16 protein-coding genes are annotated in these 20,156 nt (G+C 66.0%); 12 read left to right on the top strand and 4 right to left on the bottom strand.

Annotated elements, in window-relative coordinates; genetic code table 11:
• Nucleotides 1-28: 28 nt before the first annotated feature.
• Genes ACQY4K_RS04275 through tsaD form a run of 3 tightly spaced genes read right to left on the bottom strand, consistent with a single transcriptional unit; the run spans nt 29 to nt 2,936 of the window.
• Nucleotides 29-1,012, bottom strand: coding sequence for an NAD(P)H-dependent glycerol-3-phosphate dehydrogenase (locus ACQY4K_RS04275; protein WP_428393698.1), 984 nt, complete (start codon nt 1,010-1,012; stop codon nt 29-31).
• A complete protein-coding gene (locus ACQY4K_RS04270; protein ID WP_428393696.1) occupies nt 1,009-1,839 on the bottom strand; it encodes a 23S rRNA (adenine(2030)-N(6))-methyltransferase RlmJ in 831 nt (276 codons plus the stop codon). Before ACQY4K_RS04270 ends, ACQY4K_RS04275 begins: the two co-directional genes overlap by 4 nt.
• Nucleotides 1,836-2,936 carry a tRNA (adenosine(37)-N6)-threonylcarbamoyltransferase complex transferase subunit TsaD gene (tsaD, locus tag ACQY4K_RS04265; protein ID WP_428393694.1) on the bottom strand — a complete coding sequence of 367 codons (1,101 nt, stop codon included), beginning with the start codon at nt 2,934-2,936 and terminating at the stop codon, nt 1,836-1,838. Before tsaD ends, ACQY4K_RS04270 begins: the two co-directional genes overlap by 4 nt.
• A gap of 24 nt (nt 2,937-2,960) precedes the next feature.
• Between tsaD and hemC the strand changes: the two genes are divergently transcribed.
• From hemC to ACQY4K_RS04205, 12 genes are all read left to right on the top strand, one after another.
• Nucleotides 2,961-4,001 (top strand): hydroxymethylbilane synthase, encoded by a 1,041-nt coding sequence (gene hemC, locus ACQY4K_RS04260; protein WP_428393693.1) that lies wholly within the window; start codon nt 2,961-2,963, stop codon nt 3,999-4,001.
• A gap of 7 nt (nt 4,002-4,008) precedes the next feature.
• Complete coding sequence (locus ACQY4K_RS04255; RefSeq protein WP_428393691.1) at nt 4,009-4,767, top strand: uroporphyrinogen-III synthase; 759 nt, start codon at nt 4,009-4,011, stop codon at nt 4,765-4,767.
• Nucleotides 4,764-5,798 (top strand): L-glyceraldehyde 3-phosphate reductase, encoded by a 1,035-nt coding sequence (gene mgrA, locus ACQY4K_RS04250; RefSeq protein ID WP_428393689.1) that lies wholly within the window; start codon nt 4,764-4,766, stop codon nt 5,796-5,798. Before ACQY4K_RS04255 ends, mgrA begins: the two co-directional genes overlap by 4 nt.
• A 6-nt stretch (nt 5,799-5,804) precedes the next feature.
• The gene (locus ACQY4K_RS04245) at nt 5,805-7,259 is read left to right on the top strand and encodes a glycosyltransferase family 2 protein (RefSeq protein WP_428393687.1); all 1,455 of its coding nucleotides are present in this window, start codon (nt 5,805-5,807) and stop codon (nt 7,257-7,259) included.
• 320 nt (nt 7,260-7,579) lie between these two features.
• Nucleotides 7,580-8,809: a glycosyltransferase gene (locus ACQY4K_RS04240; RefSeq protein WP_428393685.1), complete on the top strand. Its 1,230-nt coding sequence runs from the start codon at nt 7,580-7,582 to the stop codon at nt 8,807-8,809.
• Nucleotides 8,810-8,825: 16 nt separating this feature from the next.
• Nucleotides 8,826-10,040, top strand: a complete 1,215-nt coding sequence (locus ACQY4K_RS04235) for a glycosyltransferase (protein WP_428393683.1) — start codon at nt 8,826-8,828, stop codon at nt 10,038-10,040.
• Complete coding sequence (locus tag ACQY4K_RS04230) at nt 10,037-11,191, top strand: glycosyltransferase family 4 protein (protein WP_428393681.1); 1,155 nt, start codon at nt 10,037-10,039, stop codon at nt 11,189-11,191. The genes ACQY4K_RS04235 and ACQY4K_RS04230 overlap by 4 nt, the downstream gene beginning before the upstream one ends.
• Nucleotides 11,191-13,416 (top strand): GumC family protein, encoded by a 2,226-nt coding sequence (locus tag ACQY4K_RS04225; RefSeq protein WP_428393679.1) that lies wholly within the window; start codon nt 11,191-11,193, stop codon nt 13,414-13,416. The genes ACQY4K_RS04230 and ACQY4K_RS04225 overlap by 1 nt, the downstream gene beginning before the upstream one ends.
• A gap of 47 nt (nt 13,417-13,463) precedes the next feature.
• Nucleotides 13,464-14,717, top strand: coding sequence for a polysaccharide biosynthesis C-terminal domain-containing protein (locus tag ACQY4K_RS04220; protein WP_428393677.1), 1,254 nt, complete (start codon nt 13,464-13,466; stop codon nt 14,715-14,717).
• Between the two features lie 5 nt (nt 14,718-14,722).
• Nucleotides 14,723-15,739 carry a glycosyltransferase family 2 protein gene (locus ACQY4K_RS04215; RefSeq protein WP_428395963.1) on the top strand — a complete coding sequence of 339 codons (1,017 nt, stop codon included), beginning with the start codon at nt 14,723-14,725 and terminating at the stop codon, nt 15,737-15,739.
• Nucleotides 15,736-16,911 (top strand): glycosyltransferase family 4 protein, encoded by a 1,176-nt coding sequence (locus ACQY4K_RS04210; protein ID WP_428393675.1) that lies wholly within the window; start codon nt 15,736-15,738, stop codon nt 16,909-16,911. The genes ACQY4K_RS04215 and ACQY4K_RS04210 overlap by 4 nt, the downstream gene beginning before the upstream one ends.
• 167 nt (nt 16,912-17,078) lie before the next feature.
• A complete protein-coding gene (locus ACQY4K_RS04205; RefSeq protein WP_428393673.1) occupies nt 17,079-18,095 on the top strand; it encodes an acyltransferase family protein in 1,017 nt (338 codons plus the stop codon).
• Between the two features lie 187 nt (nt 18,096-18,282).
• On the opposite strand, the gene ACQY4K_RS04200 is transcribed toward ACQY4K_RS04205, so the two are convergent.
• Entirely contained in the window at nt 18,283-19,824 is a 1,542-nt protein-coding gene (locus tag ACQY4K_RS04200; protein ID WP_428393671.1) for a glycosyltransferase family 4 protein, read from the bottom strand.
• Nucleotides 19,825-20,156 lie beyond the last annotated feature (332 nt).

Raw genomic sequence — 20,156 nt, 5'->3', positions numbered from 1 at the left:
CTGTTTGATCAGCACTTGGTCTGCCCTGTCAGTCGGGCGAAATCAAGGCAGGCGCCTCTCTGCCCGCCGGCCGGCCGAGCAGGCGTGCCTGGGCCTGGGCGAGGTCGATGGCTCCGGTCAGCAACAACGATACCGCCTCGATGATCGGCGCCTCGATACCCAGCGAGGTGGCGCGCGCGGCCAAGGCCGGAGCCGTCTGCACGCCTTCGGCAACGCTGCTGCGCCGAGCCAGGATCGCGGCCAGGCTTTCGCCGCGTCCGATGGCCACGCCCAGGCTGGTATTGCGCGAGGCGAGCGAGGTACAGGTCAGCACCAGGTCGCCCAGCCCCGACAATCCGGCGGCGGTCGTCTGACTGCCGCCCACCCCCACGATCAGGCGGCCCAGCTCGGCGATGCCGCGGGTCATCAGGGCCGCGCGCGCGTTCTCGCCGAGACCGGCGCCGATCGCGGCCCCGGCGGCAATGCCGATCACGTTCTTGGCAGCGCCGCCCACCTGCACGCCGATCGGATCGTCGCTGGCATAGAGCCGGAAGGTCGCGGTTGCGAGCAGCCCGATCATCCGGCCGGTGAGGCCGGCATCGTCGCAGGCCAGCACCGCCGCCGCGGGCAGGCCACGTGCCACCTCGGCGGCGAAGTTCGGACCGGACAGCACACCGAGCGGCAGCCCGGGACGGAGGTCTGCGAGCAGTTCCAGCGGCAGCAGGCGGGTGTCCTGTTCCAGCCCCTTGCAGCAGGCGATCAACGGCGCGCGCAGGCGCAAGCCGGTCGCGACGTGGCGGAGATGCTGCATCGGCACGGCAAGCAATGCGGCGTCGGCTTCGTGTGGCATCTCGGTGGTGACGCGGATCCGCGTCGGCAGGGCGACACCCGGCAGCCGCGGGAGCGCGCCGTCCGCCAGGAGCGCCTGCGGGCGGCGGGTCCAGAGCGTCACGTCGTTGCCGGCGCGCGCTGCCTGCACCGCGAGCGCCACCCCCCAGGCGCCGGCACCGATCACCGCGAGATGCGTCCTCACGCCGCGATCAACTGCAGCGGGCCGACACGCGCGTGCGCGCCGGTCTCGCCGCTGGTGTCGGCGATCGCGTCGAGGATGTCGGCGGCGGCCTGCGCGAAACCCCACGGTGCCCCCGCCACCAGCAGGCCGCTGCCGTTCAGGCGGCTGGCATCGAGCGGCGGCCGCAGCAGCAGTTCGGCGCAGAGCAGGTCGGGCTCGCCGGCTTCGCGCAGCGCGTCGTGGAACGCGCGCAGCGGGGCGCGGTGCTTGATCGGATACCACGCGGCGACGACGCCGCCGGGGAAGCGGCGGCGCGCCAGGCGCAGGGAGGCTGCGATACGGTCGAACTCGTCCGGCTGTTCGAAAGGCGGGTCGATCAGCACCAGGCCCCGGGTCTGGCCGCGCGGCGGCAGCAGGGCGGCCAGTGCCTGCCAGCCGTCGCGGCGATGCACCGCGACGTGCGGATCACGTGCGAACAGCAGGCGCAGGCCCGCGTGCGCCTCGGAGTGCAGCTCGCAGCAGGCCAGCCGGTCGGTGTCGCGCAGCAGCGCCCGCGTCAGCAGCGGCGAGCCGGGATAGACGCCGTCGCCAAAGCCGCGCACCAGCGACAGGTAGTCTGCGAGGGCGGCGCTGGCGGGTGCTGCCAGCAGCCGGCCGATGCCGGCGCGCCACTCGCCGGTGCGCGTGGCCTCCGAGCCCGCGAGATCGGTGCGGCCGGCGCCCGCATGGGTGTCGAGCACGAACAGCGCGCCGGGCTTGCGCTGCAATGCGCGTAGCACCCAGACCAGCAGCGCATGCTTCATGCAATCGGCAAGGTTCCCGGCATGGAACGCGTGCCGGTAGTTCATGGCGCCAGACTCTGGGGCGCCCGCATCTCATCCAGCGGCCAGCGCGGCCGTGCCGGGGCGTCGAGCCCGCCCTCGGCGCCGGCGCGCAGCCGCTCGAGTGCGGCCCATGCCACCATCACCGCATTGTCGGTACAAAGCCGTATGGGCGGTGCGGCAAAGCCGATGCCGTGCCCGGCGGCGAGTGCCGCAAGGCACGCGCGCAGCGTGGCGTTTGCGGCGACCCCGCCGGCCACCACCAGCAGGGTGGCCTCAGGCATCATCCTGATGGCGTGGTCGGTGCGGTCGACCAGCACGTCGGCGACCGCGGCCTGGAAGCTCGCGGCGATGTCGGCGGCCTCGGCGCGCGGCAATGGCGCTGCCGGATCGCGCGCCGTCAGATGCTGCGCGACGGCGGTCTTCAGGCCGCTGAACGAAAAGTCGCACCCCGGCCGCCCGCGCAGCGGCCGTGGCAGGGCAAGGGCGCGCGGATCGCCCTCCTGGGCCAGCCGTTCGAGCGCCGGGCCGCCGGGCCAGCCGAGGCCGAGCAGCTTGGCGACCTTGTCGAAGGCCTCGCCGGCGGCGTCGTCGATGGTGCCGCCGAGACGCCGATAGCGGCCCAGCCCCTCCACTGCGAGGCATTGGCAATGGCCGCCGGAAACCAGCAGCAGCAAATAGGGAAACGGCGCGCCGCCGGTCACCAGACCTGGTAGCCGGGCGGTCAGGGCATGCGCCTCGATATGGTTGACTGGCACGAAGGGCACGCCGAGCGCCAGTGCCAGACCCTTGCCGAGGCCGCTGCCGACGATCAGGCCGCCGATCAGGCCGGGGCCGCAGCTTGCGGCTATGGCGCCAAGACGGGGAGCGCCCAGACCTGAGGCGGGGAGGCCCGCTTCGCCCAGCACCCGACCAACGAGCCCCGGCAGATGCGCGAGATGGGCGCGGGCGGCGATCTCCGGCACGACGCCGCCGAAGGCTGCGTGCGCGGCCTGGCTCAGCACCGCCTCGGCGAGGATCGCACCATTCGCGTCGAGCACCGCGCAGGCGGTTTCGTCGCAGGACGTCTCGATACCCAGAACGGGCCCCGCAAATCTTTCCGGCGCTGTCCATCTTTCCTTCATCGCTCGCCGGTCATAGGACAGCGCATGGGTCCCGCACAGCCATCTTCCGCACTCCAGCAGGTCGCAGCCCGGGCGGCCGCGCGGCAAACCGCGTCGCACCGGCGAACGCTGCCGCTCAGGGTCGGCACCCGCGGCTCGCCGTTGGCGCTGGTGCAGACCCGCGCCTTCCTGACCATGTTGACCCGCTTCTGCCCGGTGCTGCGCGACATGGGCGCCTTCCAGGAGCACGCCATCAACACCACCGGCGACCGGGTGCAGGACCGGATGCTCGCCGAGATCGGCGGCAAGGGGCTGTTCGCCAAGGAGATCCACGAGGCGCTGGCGGACGGGCGGATCGATTTCGCGGTGCACAGCCTCAAGGATCTGGAGACCACGCTGCCGGATGGGCTGGTGCTGGCCTGCACGCTCAAGCGCGAGGATGCGCGCGACGTGCTGATCCTCGGCCCGGATTGCACTGTGCCGGACCCCGAGGATCCGTATGCCAGCCTGCGCCAGGGCGCGGTGATCGGCACCGCCTCGGTGCGCAGGCAGGCGCAGCTGCTGCATGCGAGACCCGATCTCGGCAGCGTGCTGCTGCGCGGCAGCGTGCAGACGCGGCTGGACAAGGTCGCCGCCCGGCGCTGCGACGCGAGCATGCTGGCCCTCGCAGGCCTCAAGCGGCTGGGCATGGAGGACCGCGCCGACATCGTGCTCGATCCGGACCTCATGGTGCCCTCGGCCGGGCAGGGCATCGTCGGCGTGACCGTGCGCGAGACCGACGTCGAGTTGCGCGAACTGCTCGCCGCCATCGAGGACTACAAGGCGCGCGCGGTGTCGTTGGCCGAGCGCGCGCTTTTGGCCGAGCTGGACGGCTCCTGCCGGACGCCGATCGGCGGTCACGCGCGACTGATCCCGGTGGTGGCGGGCGAGCAGCCGGAGCTGCATCTGACCGGCCTGGTCGCGCGCCCGGACGGCTCGTTCCTGCTCAAGCGCGCGATCAGCGGCGCCACCGACGATGCCGAGCGGCTGGGCCGCGAGCTTGGCCGCTCGCTGCGCGCCGACAGCCCGCCCGACCTGTTCGCCTGATCGGTCAGTGCCGGTGCGGAACGGCGTTCTGGTGACCCGCCCGGAGCCGGGCTTAAGCGAGACCATGGCGGCGGTGGCGCGCCTCGGCTTTTCGCCGGTCGCCTGTCCGCTGCTTCGGATTACCGGCCGGCCCGCGCGCCTGCCAGCCTCGTGCCAGTTGGACGCCATCCTGCTGACCAGCGGCCAAGCGGTGGCGGCAATGGACGCGGCGGCGCGCGGTGATCCGGACCTGCGCGCGCTGCCTGTATTCGCGGTCGGCGACAGCACGGCGTCGCGCATGCGGGCCGCAGGCTTTGCGCGCACGCACAGCGCCGCCGGCGACGCTGACGACCTCGCCGCGCTGGTCTGCGCCCAAATGCCGGCACCAGCGGCGCTGCTGTTGGCGACCGGCTCGGGGCAGGGGCGGGGGCTCGCCATGACATTGCGCGCGCATGGCTACGGGCTGCATCGACGCGCCGTCTATGCGGCACGACCAATGCCGCGCCTTGCCCCCGCGGCCGAGGCGGCGCTGCGTGACCAGCGGATCGCCGCCTGCCTGTTCTTTTCGGCGGAGACCGCCCGGACCTTCGCCCAGACCTTCGCCCAGACCTTCGACCGCTGTCCCCTTGCGCCGGGCTGCGTGCTGGACGACATCACCGCCTTGGTTCTCAGCGCCGCCGTGGGCGAGGCGCTGGCCGGACTGACCTGGCGGTCCGTGCGGATTGCGCCCCGGCCCGAGGCGTCGGCACTGCTGGCGCTGCTGCACGACACCAGGAGGAATGCATGACCTATGTCCCCAGTCCCGATCGCTACAGCCAGCATGGCTATCGCCGCTGCGGCCGCTCGGGTCTCGATCTGCCGCCGGTCTCGCTCGGGCTGTGGCATAATTTCGGCGGCACCGACGTCTATGAGACCGGCCGCGCCGTGGTGCGCCGCGCCTTCGACCGCGGCGTCACGCATTTCGATCTCGCCAACAATTACGGCCCTCCCTACGGCTCGGCGGAGGAGAATTTCGGCAGGATGCTGGCGACCGACCTGCGCGCGCACCGCAATGAGCTGGTGATCTCCAGCAAGGCCGGCTGGGACATGTGGCCGGGTCCTTACGGCGTCGGCGGCTCACGCAAATATCTGATCAGCAGCCTCGATGACAGCCTGCGTCGCATGGGACTGGATTATGTCGACATCTTCTATTCGCACCGGCTGGATACCAGCACGCCATTGGAAGAGACGATGGGCGCGCTGGATCACGTCGTGCGTCAGGGCAAGGCGCTGTATGTCGGGATTTCCTCCTACTCGCCGGAGATGACACGCAAGGCGGCGGCGATCCTGCACGAATTGGGGACGCCGCTGCTGATCCATCAGCCGTCCTATTCAATGGTCAATCGCTGGATCGAGGACGAGCTGCTGGCCACCCTCGACGGGCTTGGCGCCGGCTGCATCGCCTTCTCCCCCCTCGCCCAAGGACTGCTGACGAACAAGTATCTTGGCGGCATCCCCGCCGACTCGCGTGTCGCCAAGGACAGCTCGTTCTCGCGCGACCTGCTGAACGACGAACTGCTCGGCCGGGTGCGTGCCTTGAACGAGATCGCGGCACAACGCGGCCAGAGCCTGGCGCAGATGGCGATCGCCTGGGTGCTGCGCGACCGGCGCGTGACTTCTGCGCTGATCGGTGCACGCTCGGTCAAGCAGCTCGACGACAGCCTCGATGCCGCGAACACGCTCGGGTTTGACGACAGCGAACTTGCCGAGATCGACCGTCATGCGGTTGAAGGCGGCATCGATCTGTGGCGCGGCTCCGCGACCTCCGCCGCGCCCTAAGCCGCCATGGACACCATCGCCGCCACCATCGAGGACGATCTGGCGGCGGTGCGAGGCCTGATCTCGCCGCGTTTCAACCCACCGCCGACCCCTCTGGGAAGCCGGTTGATCCATGCCGGCGCCCTGCTGCTCTGGGTCGTCCTGCTCGGCCGTGCCTTTCTCGGCGGCGGCGTGTTCGCCTGGTCCGCCGGGATCGCCTACATCCTCTACGACACCGCACTGCTTCTGTTCGTGTTCGCCCAGACGCTGGGTCTGCGGCATGGTCCGGCACCAATCGAGCCGACCGGCCTACCGCCGTCCGCCACGATCATCGTCGCGGCCCATAACGAAGCCGCCAGCCTGCCGGTGACGCTTGCGGCCTTGTTCGCGCAAAGCGATCCGGCTGATGTCATTCTGATCGCGGACGACGGGTCGACCGACACGACCGCATCCCTGCTCGAACGCGAGTACGGGCTGGTCGCGGTGCCCGGCGCGGTGAGCCGGCCAAGTGCCCTGTATCCCACGCTGCGCTGGCTGCGTCTGCCGCGTGGCGGCAAGGCGCAGGCGCTCAACGTCGCCTGCGCGATGATCGACACCGACCTCGTGCTCACGGTCGATGCCGACACCCTGCTTGATCCGCCGGCGCTGCGGGCGATGCGGGCGGCGTTCGCCGACGATCCTGACCTCGTCGCCGCGACCGGGGTGCTCAAGCCGCTTTGCGGCCCATCATTGCGCGGGCGTCTGCTGCAATGGTTCCAGACCTACGAATATGTCCGCAACTTTCTCTCGCGCTATGCCTGGATGCGCGCCGACGGACTGCTGCTGATCTCCGGTGCGTTCGCCTGCTACCGGCGTCGGGCGCTGCTGGCGGTCGGCGGCTTCGATCCCGACTGCCTGGTCGAGGATTACGAACTGACGCACCGGCTGCGCGACCATGCCGGTCGCACCGGGCAGACCTGGCATACCGCGGTGATCGGGGCGGCCCATGCGCGCACCGATGCGCCGAGCACACCAGGCGCATTCCTGCGTCAGCGCCGGCGCTGGTTCGGCGGCTTTTTGCAGACGCAGCTCTGGTATCGGCACATGGTCGGCAACCCGCGCTACGGCCATACCGGCACCGCAATGCTGCCGGTCAAGGCGATCGATACGCTGCAGCCGCTTTATGGGCTGACGGGTGCGGTGTTGCTGGTGGTCTATCTGGTGGAGGGGCGGTTCGGACTGGTGGGGCCGGTCCTGGTCATCATCGCCGCCAAGATCGCGCTGGATGTGGCCTTTCATCTCTGGTCGCTGCGCCTGTATCGGCGCTGGGTGGGTCCGAACGCGGCGCTGGCGGTTGGGCCGGCGCTGCTCGCCTCGCTGCTGGAGCCGTTCAGCTTCCAGTTGCTGCGGCATTTCGGCGCGGCACTCGGCTGGGTTTCGTTCGCAACCCGCACGAAAACCTGGCAGGTCCAGCAGCGGCTCGGCGTAGGCTCAGTGCGCTAGCCAGAAGACTCTGGCGAGAGTTCCCTGCGCTGCGCGCAAGAGACCGTTTTGTTCGGTAAAAGAGTGTGAATACTCTCCTCGGACTGTGCGCGGCCGAAACAGCAGTTGCGAGCTCAGCATCTTCGATATACGCCTAATCAGGTTGCGATGGTTTGCAGAGCGACCCGACTTTTGCATTCCTGTCATTTAAGAAGAACACAGATTTATAGAGGCTTGCCGCGATGTTCGTCGGGCTGGTGTCTGGAAACCTGATTTCGAGGCGGCATTGAGCAGTCAATAGCCGAATAATTGTACGGCGAACTGATGAGGCGACTTATCTGATGCGTGTCGCGATCGTTCATGATTGGCTCTATACGCTCGGCGGGGCGGAGAAGGTTCTCGCCGCGATGTTCCGTTGCTTCCCCCGCGCCGACCTGTTCTGCCTGTTCGATTTCCTGCCGGCCGCTGACCGCCGGACAATCGGCTATACGCAAAGCCATGTATCATTTCTTCAGCGTCTCCCAGGTGTGCGCGAGCATCACCGGATGTTCCTGCCGATCATGCCGCTGGCTATCGAGCAGCTCGATCTCTCCGCCTATGACCTGGTGATCTCGAGCAGCTACGCGGTCGCCAAGGGCGTGCTCACCGGCCCCGACCAGCTGCACCTGGCCTATGTGCACTCGCCGATGCGCTATGCCTGGGATCTGCAGCACCAGTATTTGCGCGAGTCCGGCCTGGAACGTGGTCCGAAGGGACTGCTGACCCGGCTGTTGCTGCACCGGATCAGGATGTGGGACGTGCGCACGGCCAGCGGTCCCGACGCCTACATGGCGAATTCCGGGTTCGTGGCCCGGCGCATACGCAAGATCTACGGCCGCGAGGCGCGCGTGATCCATCCGCCGGTGGAGGTTCCGGCAACGCACAAGCCGGTGCGCAAGGGACGCCATTTCATGACCGCCTCGCGGCTGGTCCCTTACAAAAACGTGCGCTGTATCGTCGAGGCGTTCCGACAGCTCCCGGGGGAGCGGCTGATCGTTGCGGGTGATGGGCCCGAGGCGGAGTATCTGCGATCGATCGCCGGGCCCAACGTGAGCTTCACGGGCTTTCTGCCGGATCGCGCGCTGCGACAGACAATGGCCAGCGCGCGCGCCTTCATCTTTGCCGCCGAGGAGGATTTCGGCATCATTCCGGTCGAGGCGCAGAGCGAGGGCACCCCGGTCATCGCCCTTGGCCGCGGCGGCGCCCGCGAGACGGTGCGCACCTGCGGCCCGCACCCCACAGGCATGTTCTTCGAGCGGCCGGAGGCGGAGTGCATCGCCGACGCGGTGCAGCGTTTCATTACCGTCGAGGACTCCTTCGCGCCGGCCGCCTGCCATGAGAACGCGACGCGCTTTTCCCAGGACCACTTCCATGAGACGTTCCGGGCCTTCGTGATGGAGCACTACGAGGCCTTCTGCGAGCGTCTTGAGGGTGCGGGTTCGCAGATGCCCTTGCTGCCACGTCCGGAACGATCCTGGGTTCCGGAACTGGCGCCCGTGCTGCAGCCGGCCAAGCGCGTAAGCCGGGTCTGAGATGTCTGGCCAGGTCATGACGGCGCCCGCGGTCGGCGGGGGGGTGGTGCCGACACCGAAGTCCAGGCGCGCGCCGCGGGTGCTCTTCCTCACCCATACCGGGCGTATCGGTGGCGCCGAGACCTGCCTGCTGGCAATCGCGCCGGCGTTCGCGGCCCCTGCTGGCGCAAGTAGCATCCTGCTGTTCCAGGATGGTGCGTTGCGCGACCGGCTGAATGCCCTCGGCATGGAGGTGTTACTGGCGCGCAAGCCGCTCGACCTGCGGGCGATCCGGCGCGACGGCGGTCTGTTGCGAACGCTGCCGCGGCTTGGCGGCATGGCGGGACTGGTGCGCCAGATACGTACGCTCGCATCGCGGCACGACCTGATCTATTGCAACAGCCAGAAGAGCTTCGTGCTCGGCGCGCTCGCCTCCCGGACAGGAGGTGCCAAGCTGCTGTGGCACCTGCACGATATCCTTGATCGCAGTCATTTCGGCCGGGCGCAGATCGCGCTGGTGGTGGCACTCGCCAACCGACGTGCCGCACGTGTGGTCGCACCCTCGCAAGCGGTCGCGGACGCGTTCGTCGCGGCCGGGGGGTGCGCGTCACTGGTCACGGTCGTGCCCAATGGTGTGCCGCCGCCGCGCGTGGTGCGTGGCGCCGACGCGCGCGCGGCGCTGCGGCAGGGCCTCGGTCTGCCGGAGGGTTTCGTCTTCGGCGTATTCAGCCGTCTCGCACCCTGGAAGGGCCAGCATATCGCGCTCGACGCGCTGGCGCTGCTGCCCGATGCCACCTGCATCATCGCCGGCTGCGCGCTGTTCGGCGAGGACGATTATGGACGTGTGCTGCATGCGCAGGCCGCGCGCCTGGGTGTTGCCTCGCGGGTGCGTTTCCTCGGCCACCGCGAGGACGTGCCGACGCTGATGCAGGCGGTGGACGTCGTGGTGCATCCCTCGATCGATCCGGAGCCGTTCGGGCTCACTCTGGTGGAGGCGATGCTGGCGGCAACGCCGGTAATCGCATCGCGCGCGGGTGCTGCCGCGGAAATCCTCGATGGCGGACAGGTGGGGACGCTGGTGCCGCCGGGCGATGCGTCGGCGCTGGCCGTGGCTCTCGCACGGGTGCGCGCGCAGCCGGAACGGCTCGCGCCGGTCGTCGCGGCCGCGCGGTTGCGCGCCGAGCGTCATTACGGGGTGGAACGGCTGCGCGGCGACATCGGCGACATCGTGCGCGCGGTGGTGGACCGATGACCGCGACCAACCTGTTTTCGATCGGCAGTGGCTGGTTCCCCGAGCGTCGCGGCGGGGCGGAGAACATGTTCTTCCACCTGTTCGAGGGGCTTCCGGCGCAAGGCTTCGCGGTGCGCGGCGTGGTGCCGGGAAGCGGCGATGTGCAGCGCCAGACATCCGAGCGGATGCGCGGTTTTGCCGTGGCAGGCACGTCGCTGGCGCGTCGTGCGCTGGCCTTGCGCCGTTCGGCGCGCGACAGTTTCGCGCAAGCCCGTCCCGACCTCGTCGCCTCGCATTTCGCGCTCTACAGCCTGCCGCTGCTCGACCGTATCTCCGGGCTGCCGCTGGTCGCGCATTTCCACGGGCCCTGGGCGCTGGAGAGCGCGCTCGAGGGTGCGGGTCTCGCCAATGTGCGGGTCAAGCGCGCGCTGGAGCGGGTCGCCTACCGTCGTGCCGATCGGGTGATCGTGCTGTCGCAGGCGTTCGCCCGGCTGGCGCAGGCGCAGTATGGCGTCGCAGACAGTGCGATCCGCTGCGTGCCGGGCGGCGTCGATTGCGACCGTTTCGCGCATGGTGCGACACGGGCGCAGGCGCGCGCGGCCCTCGGCTGGGACGCCGATCGTCCGGTGGTGTTCGCGGTGCGCCGGCTGGTCAAGCGCATGGGGCTGGACCGGCTGCTCGACGCGATGGCGCCGCTGCGTCGCACGCAGGCGCCTGGAACGCGCGATGTGGTCCTCCATATCGCGGGCACCGGGCCGGAGCGGCGGATGCTGGAGAGGCATGCGGCGGAGCGCGGCCTCTCCGACGCAGTGTGTTTCGAGGGCGCGATCGACCAGGACCGGCTGGCGCTGTGCTACCGCGCGGCGGACGTCACACTGGTGCCGACCGCGGGGCTGGAGGGCTTCGGCCTGGTGGCAATCGAGAGCCTCGCCGCCGGCACGCCAGTGCTGGTGACCCCTGTGGGCGGGCTGCCCGAGGTGGTCTCCGGCCTGTCCGGAGCGATGGTGCTGGGCGGCAGTGACGGGCCGAGCATCGCCAGCGGGATCGCCGCCTTTCTCGACGGCTCGTCGGGGCTGCCGAATGCCGCGGCCTGCCAGGAGTATGCGCGCCGTCATTTCGACTGGCGCGTGGTGACGCCGCAGGTGGCGTCGGTCTATCGGGAGGTGCTGTGATGGCGGAATCGAGGCTCTATCCAGCAGCACTGCCCGCCGTGCCGACCAAGGCCCTGTCCATGGATGAGGGGTTCGAGACCACGGTTGGCAGCGGCGCAGGCGTGGCCGGTCCGACGCCGTTGCAGGTGGCGCTCAAGCGCAAATGGGCGATCCTGGTCTTCGCGCTGCTCACCACCGCGATGGTCGGGATCGTTGTTGCGCAGTTGCCGCCGCGTTATGCGGCGAACGCCTCGATGATGATCGATCCGCGGCAGCCGCGGCTGAGCAATGGCGAGACGCTGCTGCCCAGCCAGATGGTCGATCTGGAGCTGCTGCGCACCTACATGGAGGGGCTGCACTCGCCGAGTCTCGCGCTCGACGTCGTCAAGCAGCTCGGCCTCAACCGCAACCCGGAATTCTGCGCACCCGCGAAGCACTGGGGCGGTCATACGGCGCCCTGCACGATGACGGTCGATGCTGCCGCCAAGAAGCTGGCGGGGTCTGTGGAATTCGGCAATGACGGCCGCTCGTATGTGATTTCGCTGACGGCGACGGCGAATGATCCGAAGCTTGCGGCGTCGATCGCGAATGCCTACGCGCAGGCCTTCGTCAACCGGCGTCGCGCGGTGCAGGCCGGCCTGACCGACCAGGCCGATAGCTGGCTGACCAGCCACGTCGCGCAACTGCGCGCGGGCCTGGTGGCGGCGGACCGTGCGGTCGAGCAGCAGCGCCAGGCGGGACGGCTGACCACGCTGCAGGGACAGACGTTGCTAGGGCAGAGCCTGTCGGGGATGAATACACAACTGGTCGTAGCCAGCGGCGAGCTTGCCCAGAAGCAGAGCACCCTGGCCGAGCTGCAGGACGCGGCGAAGGCCGGCCCGGGTCAGCTCGACGCCAGTGCGACGGTGCTGAGCTCGCCGATCATCCAGGGGCTGTTGCAGCAGGAGGCGATGCTGGCCTCGTCGCGGGTGGAGATGGAGCAGCGGCTGGGTGCCGCCAACACCGAAGTGGTGGCGAACGGCCTGCAGATCGCGCGGGTGCGGCGGCAGATACGCAACGAGATCGACAAGGCGGTGACCAGCGTGCGCGGCGATGTGGCCGCACTTGCGGCCCGGCGCGCGGCACTGGCCGCCAGTGTAAAGGCGTTGCAGAGCCAGGTCGGGGTGCAGGGTGTGGCGCAAACCCGGCTCGCCGACCTCCAAAGCGACGCGGTGTCGGCGCGCGGGGCCTACGATGCGGCGGCGACACGGCTTGAGCAGATCCGCGTCGAGGCGGCGATGCAGCGTCCGGACGTGCAGCTGATCGTTGAGGCAGCGCCGCCGACGTTCGCGTCGTTCCCGCGCACGCGGATGATCGTTGTCGGCACCTTCATGGCGATGCTCGGTGTCGGCGCCGGCCTCGCCTACGCGCTGGAGCTGCTGTCGCGGGTGTTCAGCACGCCAGAGCAGGTCGAGGAGCAGACCGGCTTGCGGGTGCTGGGGCTGTTCCCGAAATCGACGGGCGGCCGCGGCGATCGCGCCTGCGATCCGCGTGAGGCGGAGGCGTTGCAGGCGGTGTTCGCCGGGCTGATCGGCGGCCGCTTCCGTGGCGACGCGCGGGCGGGACGGGTACTGATGGTGACATCGGCGATGCCGGGCGAGGGCAAGACCTCGTTCTCGGTGGCGCTGGGGCGGGCGGCGACGGCGCGCAACCTGTCGGTGGCGGTGCTCGATTGCGACCTGCGACGGTCGAGCCTGCGCACCCATTTCGCCCAGCTCGACCCGCTCGGGACGGACGCCGAGGCAACCGGAGCGCCCTTCGCCGACCCCGCGTTGGAGCCCGGCACGGGGCTGCACGTGCTGGTCGCCCGCCTCAATACCCTCAACCCGCACGCGGTCCTCGCCTCAGCGGACCTGCCGCGCACGCTGCAACAGCTTCGCGCCATGCATGACGTGGTCATCATCGACACGCCGCCGGTGCTGGCGGTGCCGGACGTGCTGAGCATCGCCCCCTTGGTCGACGACGTGGTGATGCTGGTCGGCTGGCGGCAGACGCCGCGCGCCTCGGTGCAGGCCGCATTCAAGGCGCTAAGCCGGGCGGGCATACGGGTCAACGGCGTGGTGCTGAGCAAGGTCGACCTGCGTCGTTTCGCCCGCGCCACGACCGACGGCAGCTACTATGCGCGGTCGTATCCGGCCTACACCGAGCCATTGCCTGATCGTATGCCTGTTGCGCGGCGGCTTGCGTGGCGACGGCGCGCGCAGTGATAAGTCGCCTCCACCACGGGCTTTCCGGGCGTGCCAAGATCGGCACCGTGGCTCGCGTGATGTGGATACGCGTCGTCGCCCTGGGCGGCAATGTCTGTTCCGGCCTGCTCACCGCTGCGTGGCTTGGGCCTGCCGGACGCGGCGAGCAGGCGGCGCTGGTCGTCGCACCAACGGTGCTGGCCGCGTTGTGCACGTTGGGCTTGCATGCCTCGCTGATCTACAATCTTCGGGCCGATCCGGAGGAGGGCGGTCGCTATTTTGGCGCCGCGATGATCCTGACCTGTGCGACGGGGCTGGCGGCGACCGCAATCGGCTTCCTGCTCTTGCCCGAATGGCTCGGCCGTTACAGCAGCGGCACGGTCACCTTCGCCCGCCTGTTGCTTTTCGCGGTGCCGTTCGGGGTGGTCACGCCGCTGCTCTCGGGTGTCCTGGAGGCGAATGGGCAATTCGCCTTGGCCAACCGCGTGCTCTATTTCCAGAGCCTCGGCGCCTTGGCGACCCTGCTCCTGCTGGCCGCCTTCGGTCTCCTGACCCCGATCTCCGCCGCGGCGGCCTATTTCGTTCCGACCGTCCCCTCATTTCTCTTTCTTCTGGCGCGCGCTCAGGCGGTGCTTCGCCCGCGCTTTACTGTTGCGGCACCATACCCGCGCCGGCTGCTCCGCTACGGAATACGATTTTACGGTGTGGATATCCTGGGGGCCATGTCGGGGTATCTCGATCAGGTCGTGATCGTGTTTCTGCTGCAGCCGGCGGCGGTTGGCGCCTACGCCGTGGCACTGAGTTTGTCGCGCGTGCTCAACGTCGCCCAGGGCGCCATCGCCACGGTGCTGTTTCCGTCGATCGCAGCACGAGAGGCAGCGAGCGTTGTGGCGACGGTCGCGCGCGCGATGCGTGTCACTACCGTGGTGAACGCGACTGGCGCGATGGCGATCGGCGTGGCCGGCCCGTCGCTTTTGCTATTGCTCTATGGCACCCGTTTCGCCGCTGCCGTTCTGCCGTTCCAGGTGTTGCTCATTGAGGCAGTGGTTTCGAGCGCCGCGCGGACCTTGGCCCAGGCTTTCAGCGGCACCGGCCGTCCGAGCGTGGTCACGGGCGTCGAGGTCGCGGGGGTTACCACCTCACTCGCGACGATGCTTGTTCTCGTGCCTGCCTACGGCATCGTGGGCGCGGCTGGTGCGACCCTGCTCGGCGGCATGGTTCGTCTGTCCTGCGTGCTGGTAAGTTTCCGCAAGGTTCTCGGTATCGACCTGCCGCGCTTGCTGATCAGCCGTGCGGACGTTGCTTGGATGGCGGGGCGTTGAGCGGGATGTACGCCCAGCCACAAACCATCGGAGTGCTGATCTGCAGCTATCGCCGGCCGGACAGTCTGCTGCGTGGGCTGGCGGCGCTGGCGGCGCAGACCCGTATGCCGGACGATGTCCTGGTTGTGGCTCGCGCGGACGATGCCGCCACGCTCGAAGCACTTGCTGCACGGCCGCTCGCGGGACCCCTGCCGCTGCGTGTGCTGACCGTGTCGCGGCCGGGCACGGTGCACGCCCTCAATACCGGGCTGGAGTCCTGCCGCACGGACGTGCTTGCGATCACCGATGACGATACCGTGCCGCACCCCGACTGGCTTGCCCGCATTCTTGCCCATTTCTCCAAAGATCCTGCGCTCGGCGGGGTGGGTGGCCGCGATTGGTGCCATGACGGCGCGCGTTTCGAGGACCGCGGCGCATCTCCGGTTGGCCGTCTGCAATGGTTCGGCCGAACCATCGGCAACCACCATCTTGGCATCGGCGCGCCACGGGACGTCGATTTCCTCAAGGGTGCCAACATGAGCTATCGCGCCGCGGCACTCGGCGGCATGCGGTTCGATACGCGGCTTTGCGGCACCGGGGCGCAGCCATACGAGGACATCGCGTTTTCTCTCGCGGTTCGGCGCGCTGGCTGGAAGCTGCTCTATGATCCGCTGGTCGCGGTGGATCATTATGCCGCAACGCGCGAGGAGCCGCGCCATTATGCGGGTGTGGCCAAGGGCAGGGACCTGAGAGGTCTGTCCGAACTTGCCCATAACGAAGTCGTCGCACTCTGGCCCTCGCTGACCCCGGCTGGCCGCGTCGCCTACGTTGTCTGGTCCGTGTTGGTGGGCACCGGAACATCGCCCGGTCTCGTTCAGGCGATCCGCTATGTGCCACGGCTCGGCACTGGTTCGTGGCGTCGCTTTGGCACCGTGCAGCGAGCAAAAATGTCCGGGTATCGCTCGCTTCGGCAACGCGGCAGCCGAGGCACGCCGGCTCTCGCGGCACCCCGCGGCGCCCCCAGCGGGACCGCCATCCCATGAGGTTCTGCATCATTACGCCGCGTGTCGGCCGCAACGACGGGCAGGGGCGCGTCAACCTTGAGATTGCCGCCGAGGCCGCGCGCCAGGGGCATGACGTCGTCGTTATCGCCGAACATGTGAGCGGCTTGTCGGCGGACGTGCAGAGCAAGGCAATCGTCCTGCCGCCGCCTGACTGGCTGCCGACCCGCTTGTTGCGAGACCAGCTTTTCGCCTGGCGCAGCCGGAACGCCGTTGCCCGCGACAAGGCCGGTTACGACGCGATAATGGCAAACGGCTTTGTCACCTGGGCACGCTGCGACGTGAACGCCGTGCATTTCGTTCACGCCTCCTGGCTCAACTCGGCACAGCATCCTTGGCAAGGACCGCTGAGTGCGCACTCGCTCTATGCGCGGATTTATACTGGCCTGAACGTGGCTTTGGAACGGCTGGCGTTTCGCCGTTCGGCAAGGCTGGTTGCGGTTTCGGACAGCGTTGCTGGAGATCTGAGGCACAACCGCATGATCTCGGCGAAAGTATCGGTAATTTTGAACGGTGTCGATCTTGACGAGTTCCATCCCGGACCCGCGCAACGGGAAGCCCTCGGCCTGCCGGTACACGTGAAGCTGGCGTTGTTCGCCGGGGATCTAAAGTCCCCGCGCAAGAACCTCGAGACGGTGCTTAAGGCGTTGACAATGGTGCCAGATCTGCACCTTGCGGTAGCCGGACGAGAACAAGGCACGCCCTATCCCGAAATGGCACGGCAGCTTGGTGTTGCCCGGCAAGTGCATTTTCTCGGTTTTCGCCGTGACATGCCGTCCCTGATGCGAGCGTCGGACCTGTTTGTCTTTCCCTCTCGTTACGAGGCTTGTTCGTTGGTCTTGCTTGAGGCACTTGCTAGTGGCATCCCTGTGGTGACCGCCCGAAGTGCCGGCGGATCGGAGCTCATCGAGCCTGGAGTCGGTACCATCTTAAATGATTGCGAGGACGCGGAAGCGCTGGCTGCCGCGTTACGTATTGTAATCGTAGACGATCACCGGAGGCAGCAGATGGGCCGAAACGCCCGCGGTCTCGCTGAACGTTACTCCTGGGAGGCAATGGCAAGTAAGTATGTCATAGCTTTGCTGGATACGACCGCCATACGAGATGCCCCAGCATGGGCTTGGACGAACTTTCGAGGGCCTCGTGGCAGCTAGACAAGACACTACACAGAACTCCATGTTCACAGGAAGTGAACGTTGTCTACGAGATGTCATATCGGGACAGGCTCCGGGCGGCCATGGTGCATGTACGGAAACACTAGTGCACACTATTCGTTTTGGCTTCGTTTTCGTATAAACAGGGTAAAGGGAGACTGACCATCATGATCTCGCCAGGTCTCTTCAGGCTTCTACTAGCTACGATAGTCATCGGTTCGCATTTTACAAAGCTCAGCATTGGAGGTTCTGCTGTCTATCTGTTTTTCGTCCTCAGCGGTTTTTGGATCTTCCGCATGTTCCAAATGAAGTACTCCCGCGCTGAAACACCATACTTCGTCTTCCTTGCATCAAGATCTCTGCGAGTTCTCCCAATTTTCCTACTTTTTAATACCCTCGCTTTAATATTGCACTTCGGGCTGTCTGATAACGTTGCTCACTCACAGACTGTGTACGACTTTATTCCAAATGCTTTGGTGCTGGGTTACTCGAGCCTATCGCAAAAGCCACTCGCGCCGGCTTGGTCACTTGATATTGAAATGCAATTCTATATCGTATTTCCACTCATATACTACGTTATGACGAAATTGATACACTACTCATGGCGTATCGTTACGCTTTTTGTTCTTTCTGGCGGAGTCTATATTTCCTTTTTTCTCAATCGAGACGGCGCGGACAACGTACTGCCCTACCTCGGGTTCTTTCTAATCGGGTCCATCGCCGCGCAATCCAATCTAAAGCTTCCCACATGGGCAACGAGGCTTTCACCCTTGCTTTCAATGGCGTTTTTGGTTACGTTTGCCCTGCTACCAGCATTACGTGGCTGCCTATTTCCCGGTCTCAGTCCATCCAATTTCATTTGGAACCGGGCACTAAACTTTGCGCTTGCCCTGTTCCTAGCGCCCCTGGCACTTGCCTCGGTTCACGTTAGGTCCTCCTCCGGAGATCGGCTAGCCGGCGACATGTCTTACGTAATATATTGCTGTCATTGGCTAGCTGTCGTTATCGCGACGGACTTCCTCACCGGTCTAAGCAGAGAAACAAAGGCACCTTTTGTTTCCCTTCTGATTGTAGCGGCATACGCGGTGAGTTACTTTGTCTTGATCTACGTTGATCGGCCGATTGGCAGGTGGCGTGAGCGCTGGATTAGCCGTTGGCTGCAGCGCTCTATGGCGGTGACATAATTCAACGACAGAAAGCGATGGTCCGTGTGGTCGCGGCATTTTCTCAGCCGTGCTGTTTGGTTTGAGAACCTAAAAAAAGGCGACTCTCGTCTCTGCAAGTGAGCCCATCTCTGACGGCGGCGCCTTGGCGGATGGAACGGACCTGATTGAGATAGGTGAGGCGCAGACACTGCTGTCAGGTCGCCACCTAGACCGACTGTAATATTTCCGATAGCCGTTCATAAAGCAAACTCGCCGAGTGGCGAGCGACGACAGTTTTCCGTCCGTTTTCTCCAAACTCTTTCTGACGCCGATACGCAGTTTGGATTGCACGAGCGAGCTCTTCAGGAGCTCCCACGGGAACTAGAATCCCGTCAACATCGTTTTCCAGCAAATCCTCGAAAGACGGAATCCGAGTGGCTACAATAGGTGCTCCACAGCTCATGGCCTCAAGAACGACAAGCGCCGCAGCCTCCCAACTCGAAGCGGAAGCGAATACGCCACACTTTCCGTAAAGAGTGCGTAACGCATCCCGGTCTCCTATGAACCCAGTAAAATCTACGCGCCCTACAACCCCGAGTTCTGCTGCTAGTTGCTTCAGCATGGCTAGGTCGGGACCGGCCCCGACAAGTGTCAGAGAGAAATCCGGCAAAAGTTGCATCGCACGAAGCAAATCCGAAAATCGCTTCTGGGTCTCGACGAGACGTCCGACGGTTAGGACCGTTTTCGATCTAGGTAGTTCTGGTTGTGGTGGACTAAAGAAGTTAGTGTCGACCCCGTTATATAGAATTTCAGCTCTGGCACCGAATGCGAGAGCACGCTGCAAGGCTGTCTCAGACTGGCAAGTAACATGGCAGGCGAGGCCCATTGACCGACGTTTCGCCGGCCCCATCCAGTCTGCGTATATTGCGCCGTGGTCCGCACCGACGACAGGTATCTTGCTGGAGCGCACCGAGATATCGAAGCGCGGAGTCCATATCTCCTGGTGATAAAGTACATCGACCCGATCCAAGGTCAGCGCGACTTGGAGAGCGTGGCCATACCCCAGATGGGCAATATGATCACGAAGTGAAGCACCACGCTGCACACCACGAAGGCGATAAAAAAACGCGTCAGTAATACGCAACCATACGGGCAAGTGTAAAAAGCGAACACATAAATTTCCCGAAATCTGTTGCAAGCCTGCGCTGCCATAGGATAGAATGTAGATCACCACGTAGTGACCCCTATTACAAAGCCCCTGTGCATACTGCCACACAAAGTCGTTCCGATACGACGAAAGAAAAGTCTCTCGATCAAGACCAAAGGTGCCCCCGTAAAAGCCTTCAAAGGAGTCGCAGCTGAGAAAGAAAGCCACGCGTTTTCTCGAGCGAAATCCAATAGCCTCTCTTGATGACTCAACAAGCGCGTCTAAACGTCCAGGCAACTGAGGTTGTGTAGTCATCACACCATTTACCAGTTCGCAGCCTTCGATACTAAGTCGGGATGTCCTCGAAACACAAGCGGAGCTATCGGGGCAACGTAACACGAGAGACTCGGTGTCATTCCCATCTATCGCACCTGCTGCCTCCTCACCCACCGGCGGGTTTTCCCTTTTTAGCATGATGTGCGTGCGATGATCCTCTCCGAGTTCCTTAGGGAACGCGTTTACCATACAAGCCGAGCTTGTACTCGATGTCGGGCCGCTGGGCACCGTGAGGCTGGCGGACAGCACTACTTCGGTACGTGCGAGTGCAAGGGCGATGCGCACCCGGCGATGCGAACGCGGGTCTTGATCAGGCGCATCCGTAAGGTGATGAACTCAGCGCGGGCCAGCGGCTGCAGCTTGCTAACAGCGTCACGCAGCCCAGGCACCGGACCAAGGGCTTCAGTGTTCAGCACAAGCAGCATTAGGTTTGCGAGTGGCTGGGCGGCGAGCCTGAAGTGCTTGCACGCTCCAGTTAAAACGCGGCCTGCAGAAGTTGACGTGATGCCAACTTTCGCTTGCGAGTAAGGCTTTCTTATGGCATTGATCTAAATAGATACTTGCTGTAAGAGTTAGGTACGAGCCGTGCAAGAATTTGCTAGTGTCTGGCTTACGTT

Origin of the sequence: Lichenicoccus sp. (genome assembly GCF_965276875.1) — a bacterium.
Lineage (GTDB): Bacteria > Pseudomonadota > Alphaproteobacteria > Acetobacterales > Acetobacteraceae > Lichenicoccus.
Note: the sequence above shows the minus strand (reverse complement) of the source record. Positions and strands in the feature narration are given on the sequence as shown.

Bases quoted from the DNA above. Each gene is read 5' to 3' on its own strand.
- hemC (WP_428393693.1), top strand. From the start codon at position 2,961: ATGGGTCCCGCACAGCCATCTTCCGCACTCCAGCAGGTCGCAGCCCGG.
- tsaD (WP_428393694.1), bottom strand. From the start codon at position 2,936: ATGAAGGAAAGATGGACAGCGCCGGAAAGATTTGCGGGGCCCGTTCTG.
- ACQY4K_RS04270 (WP_428393696.1), bottom strand. From the start codon at position 1,839: ATGAACTACCGGCACGCGTTCCATGCCGGGAACCTTGCCGATTGCATG.
- ACQY4K_RS04205 (WP_428393673.1), top strand. From the start codon at position 17,079: ATGATCTCGCCAGGTCTCTTCAGGCTTCTACTAGCTACGATAGTCATC.
- ACQY4K_RS04235 (WP_428393683.1), top strand. From the start codon at position 8,826: ATGACGGCGCCCGCGGTCGGCGGGGGGGTGGTGCCGACACCGAAGTCC.
- ACQY4K_RS04245 (WP_428393687.1), top strand. From the start codon at position 5,805: ATGGACACCATCGCCGCCACCATCGAGGACGATCTGGCGGCGGTGCGA.
- ACQY4K_RS04215 (WP_428395963.1), top strand. From the start codon at position 14,723: ATGTACGCCCAGCCACAAACCATCGGAGTGCTGATCTGCAGCTATCGC.
- mgrA (WP_428393689.1), top strand. From the start codon at position 4,764: ATGACCTATGTCCCCAGTCCCGATCGCTACAGCCAGCATGGCTATCGC.
- ACQY4K_RS04240 (WP_428393685.1), top strand. From the start codon at position 7,580: ATGCGTGTCGCGATCGTTCATGATTGGCTCTATACGCTCGGCGGGGCG.
- ACQY4K_RS04225 (WP_428393679.1), top strand. From the start codon at position 11,191: ATGGCGGAATCGAGGCTCTATCCAGCAGCACTGCCCGCCGTGCCGACC.
- ACQY4K_RS04230 (WP_428393681.1), top strand. From the start codon at position 10,037: ATGACCGCGACCAACCTGTTTTCGATCGGCAGTGGCTGGTTCCCCGAG.
- ACQY4K_RS04210 (WP_428393675.1), top strand. From the start codon at position 15,736: ATGAGGTTCTGCATCATTACGCCGCGTGTCGGCCGCAACGACGGGCAG.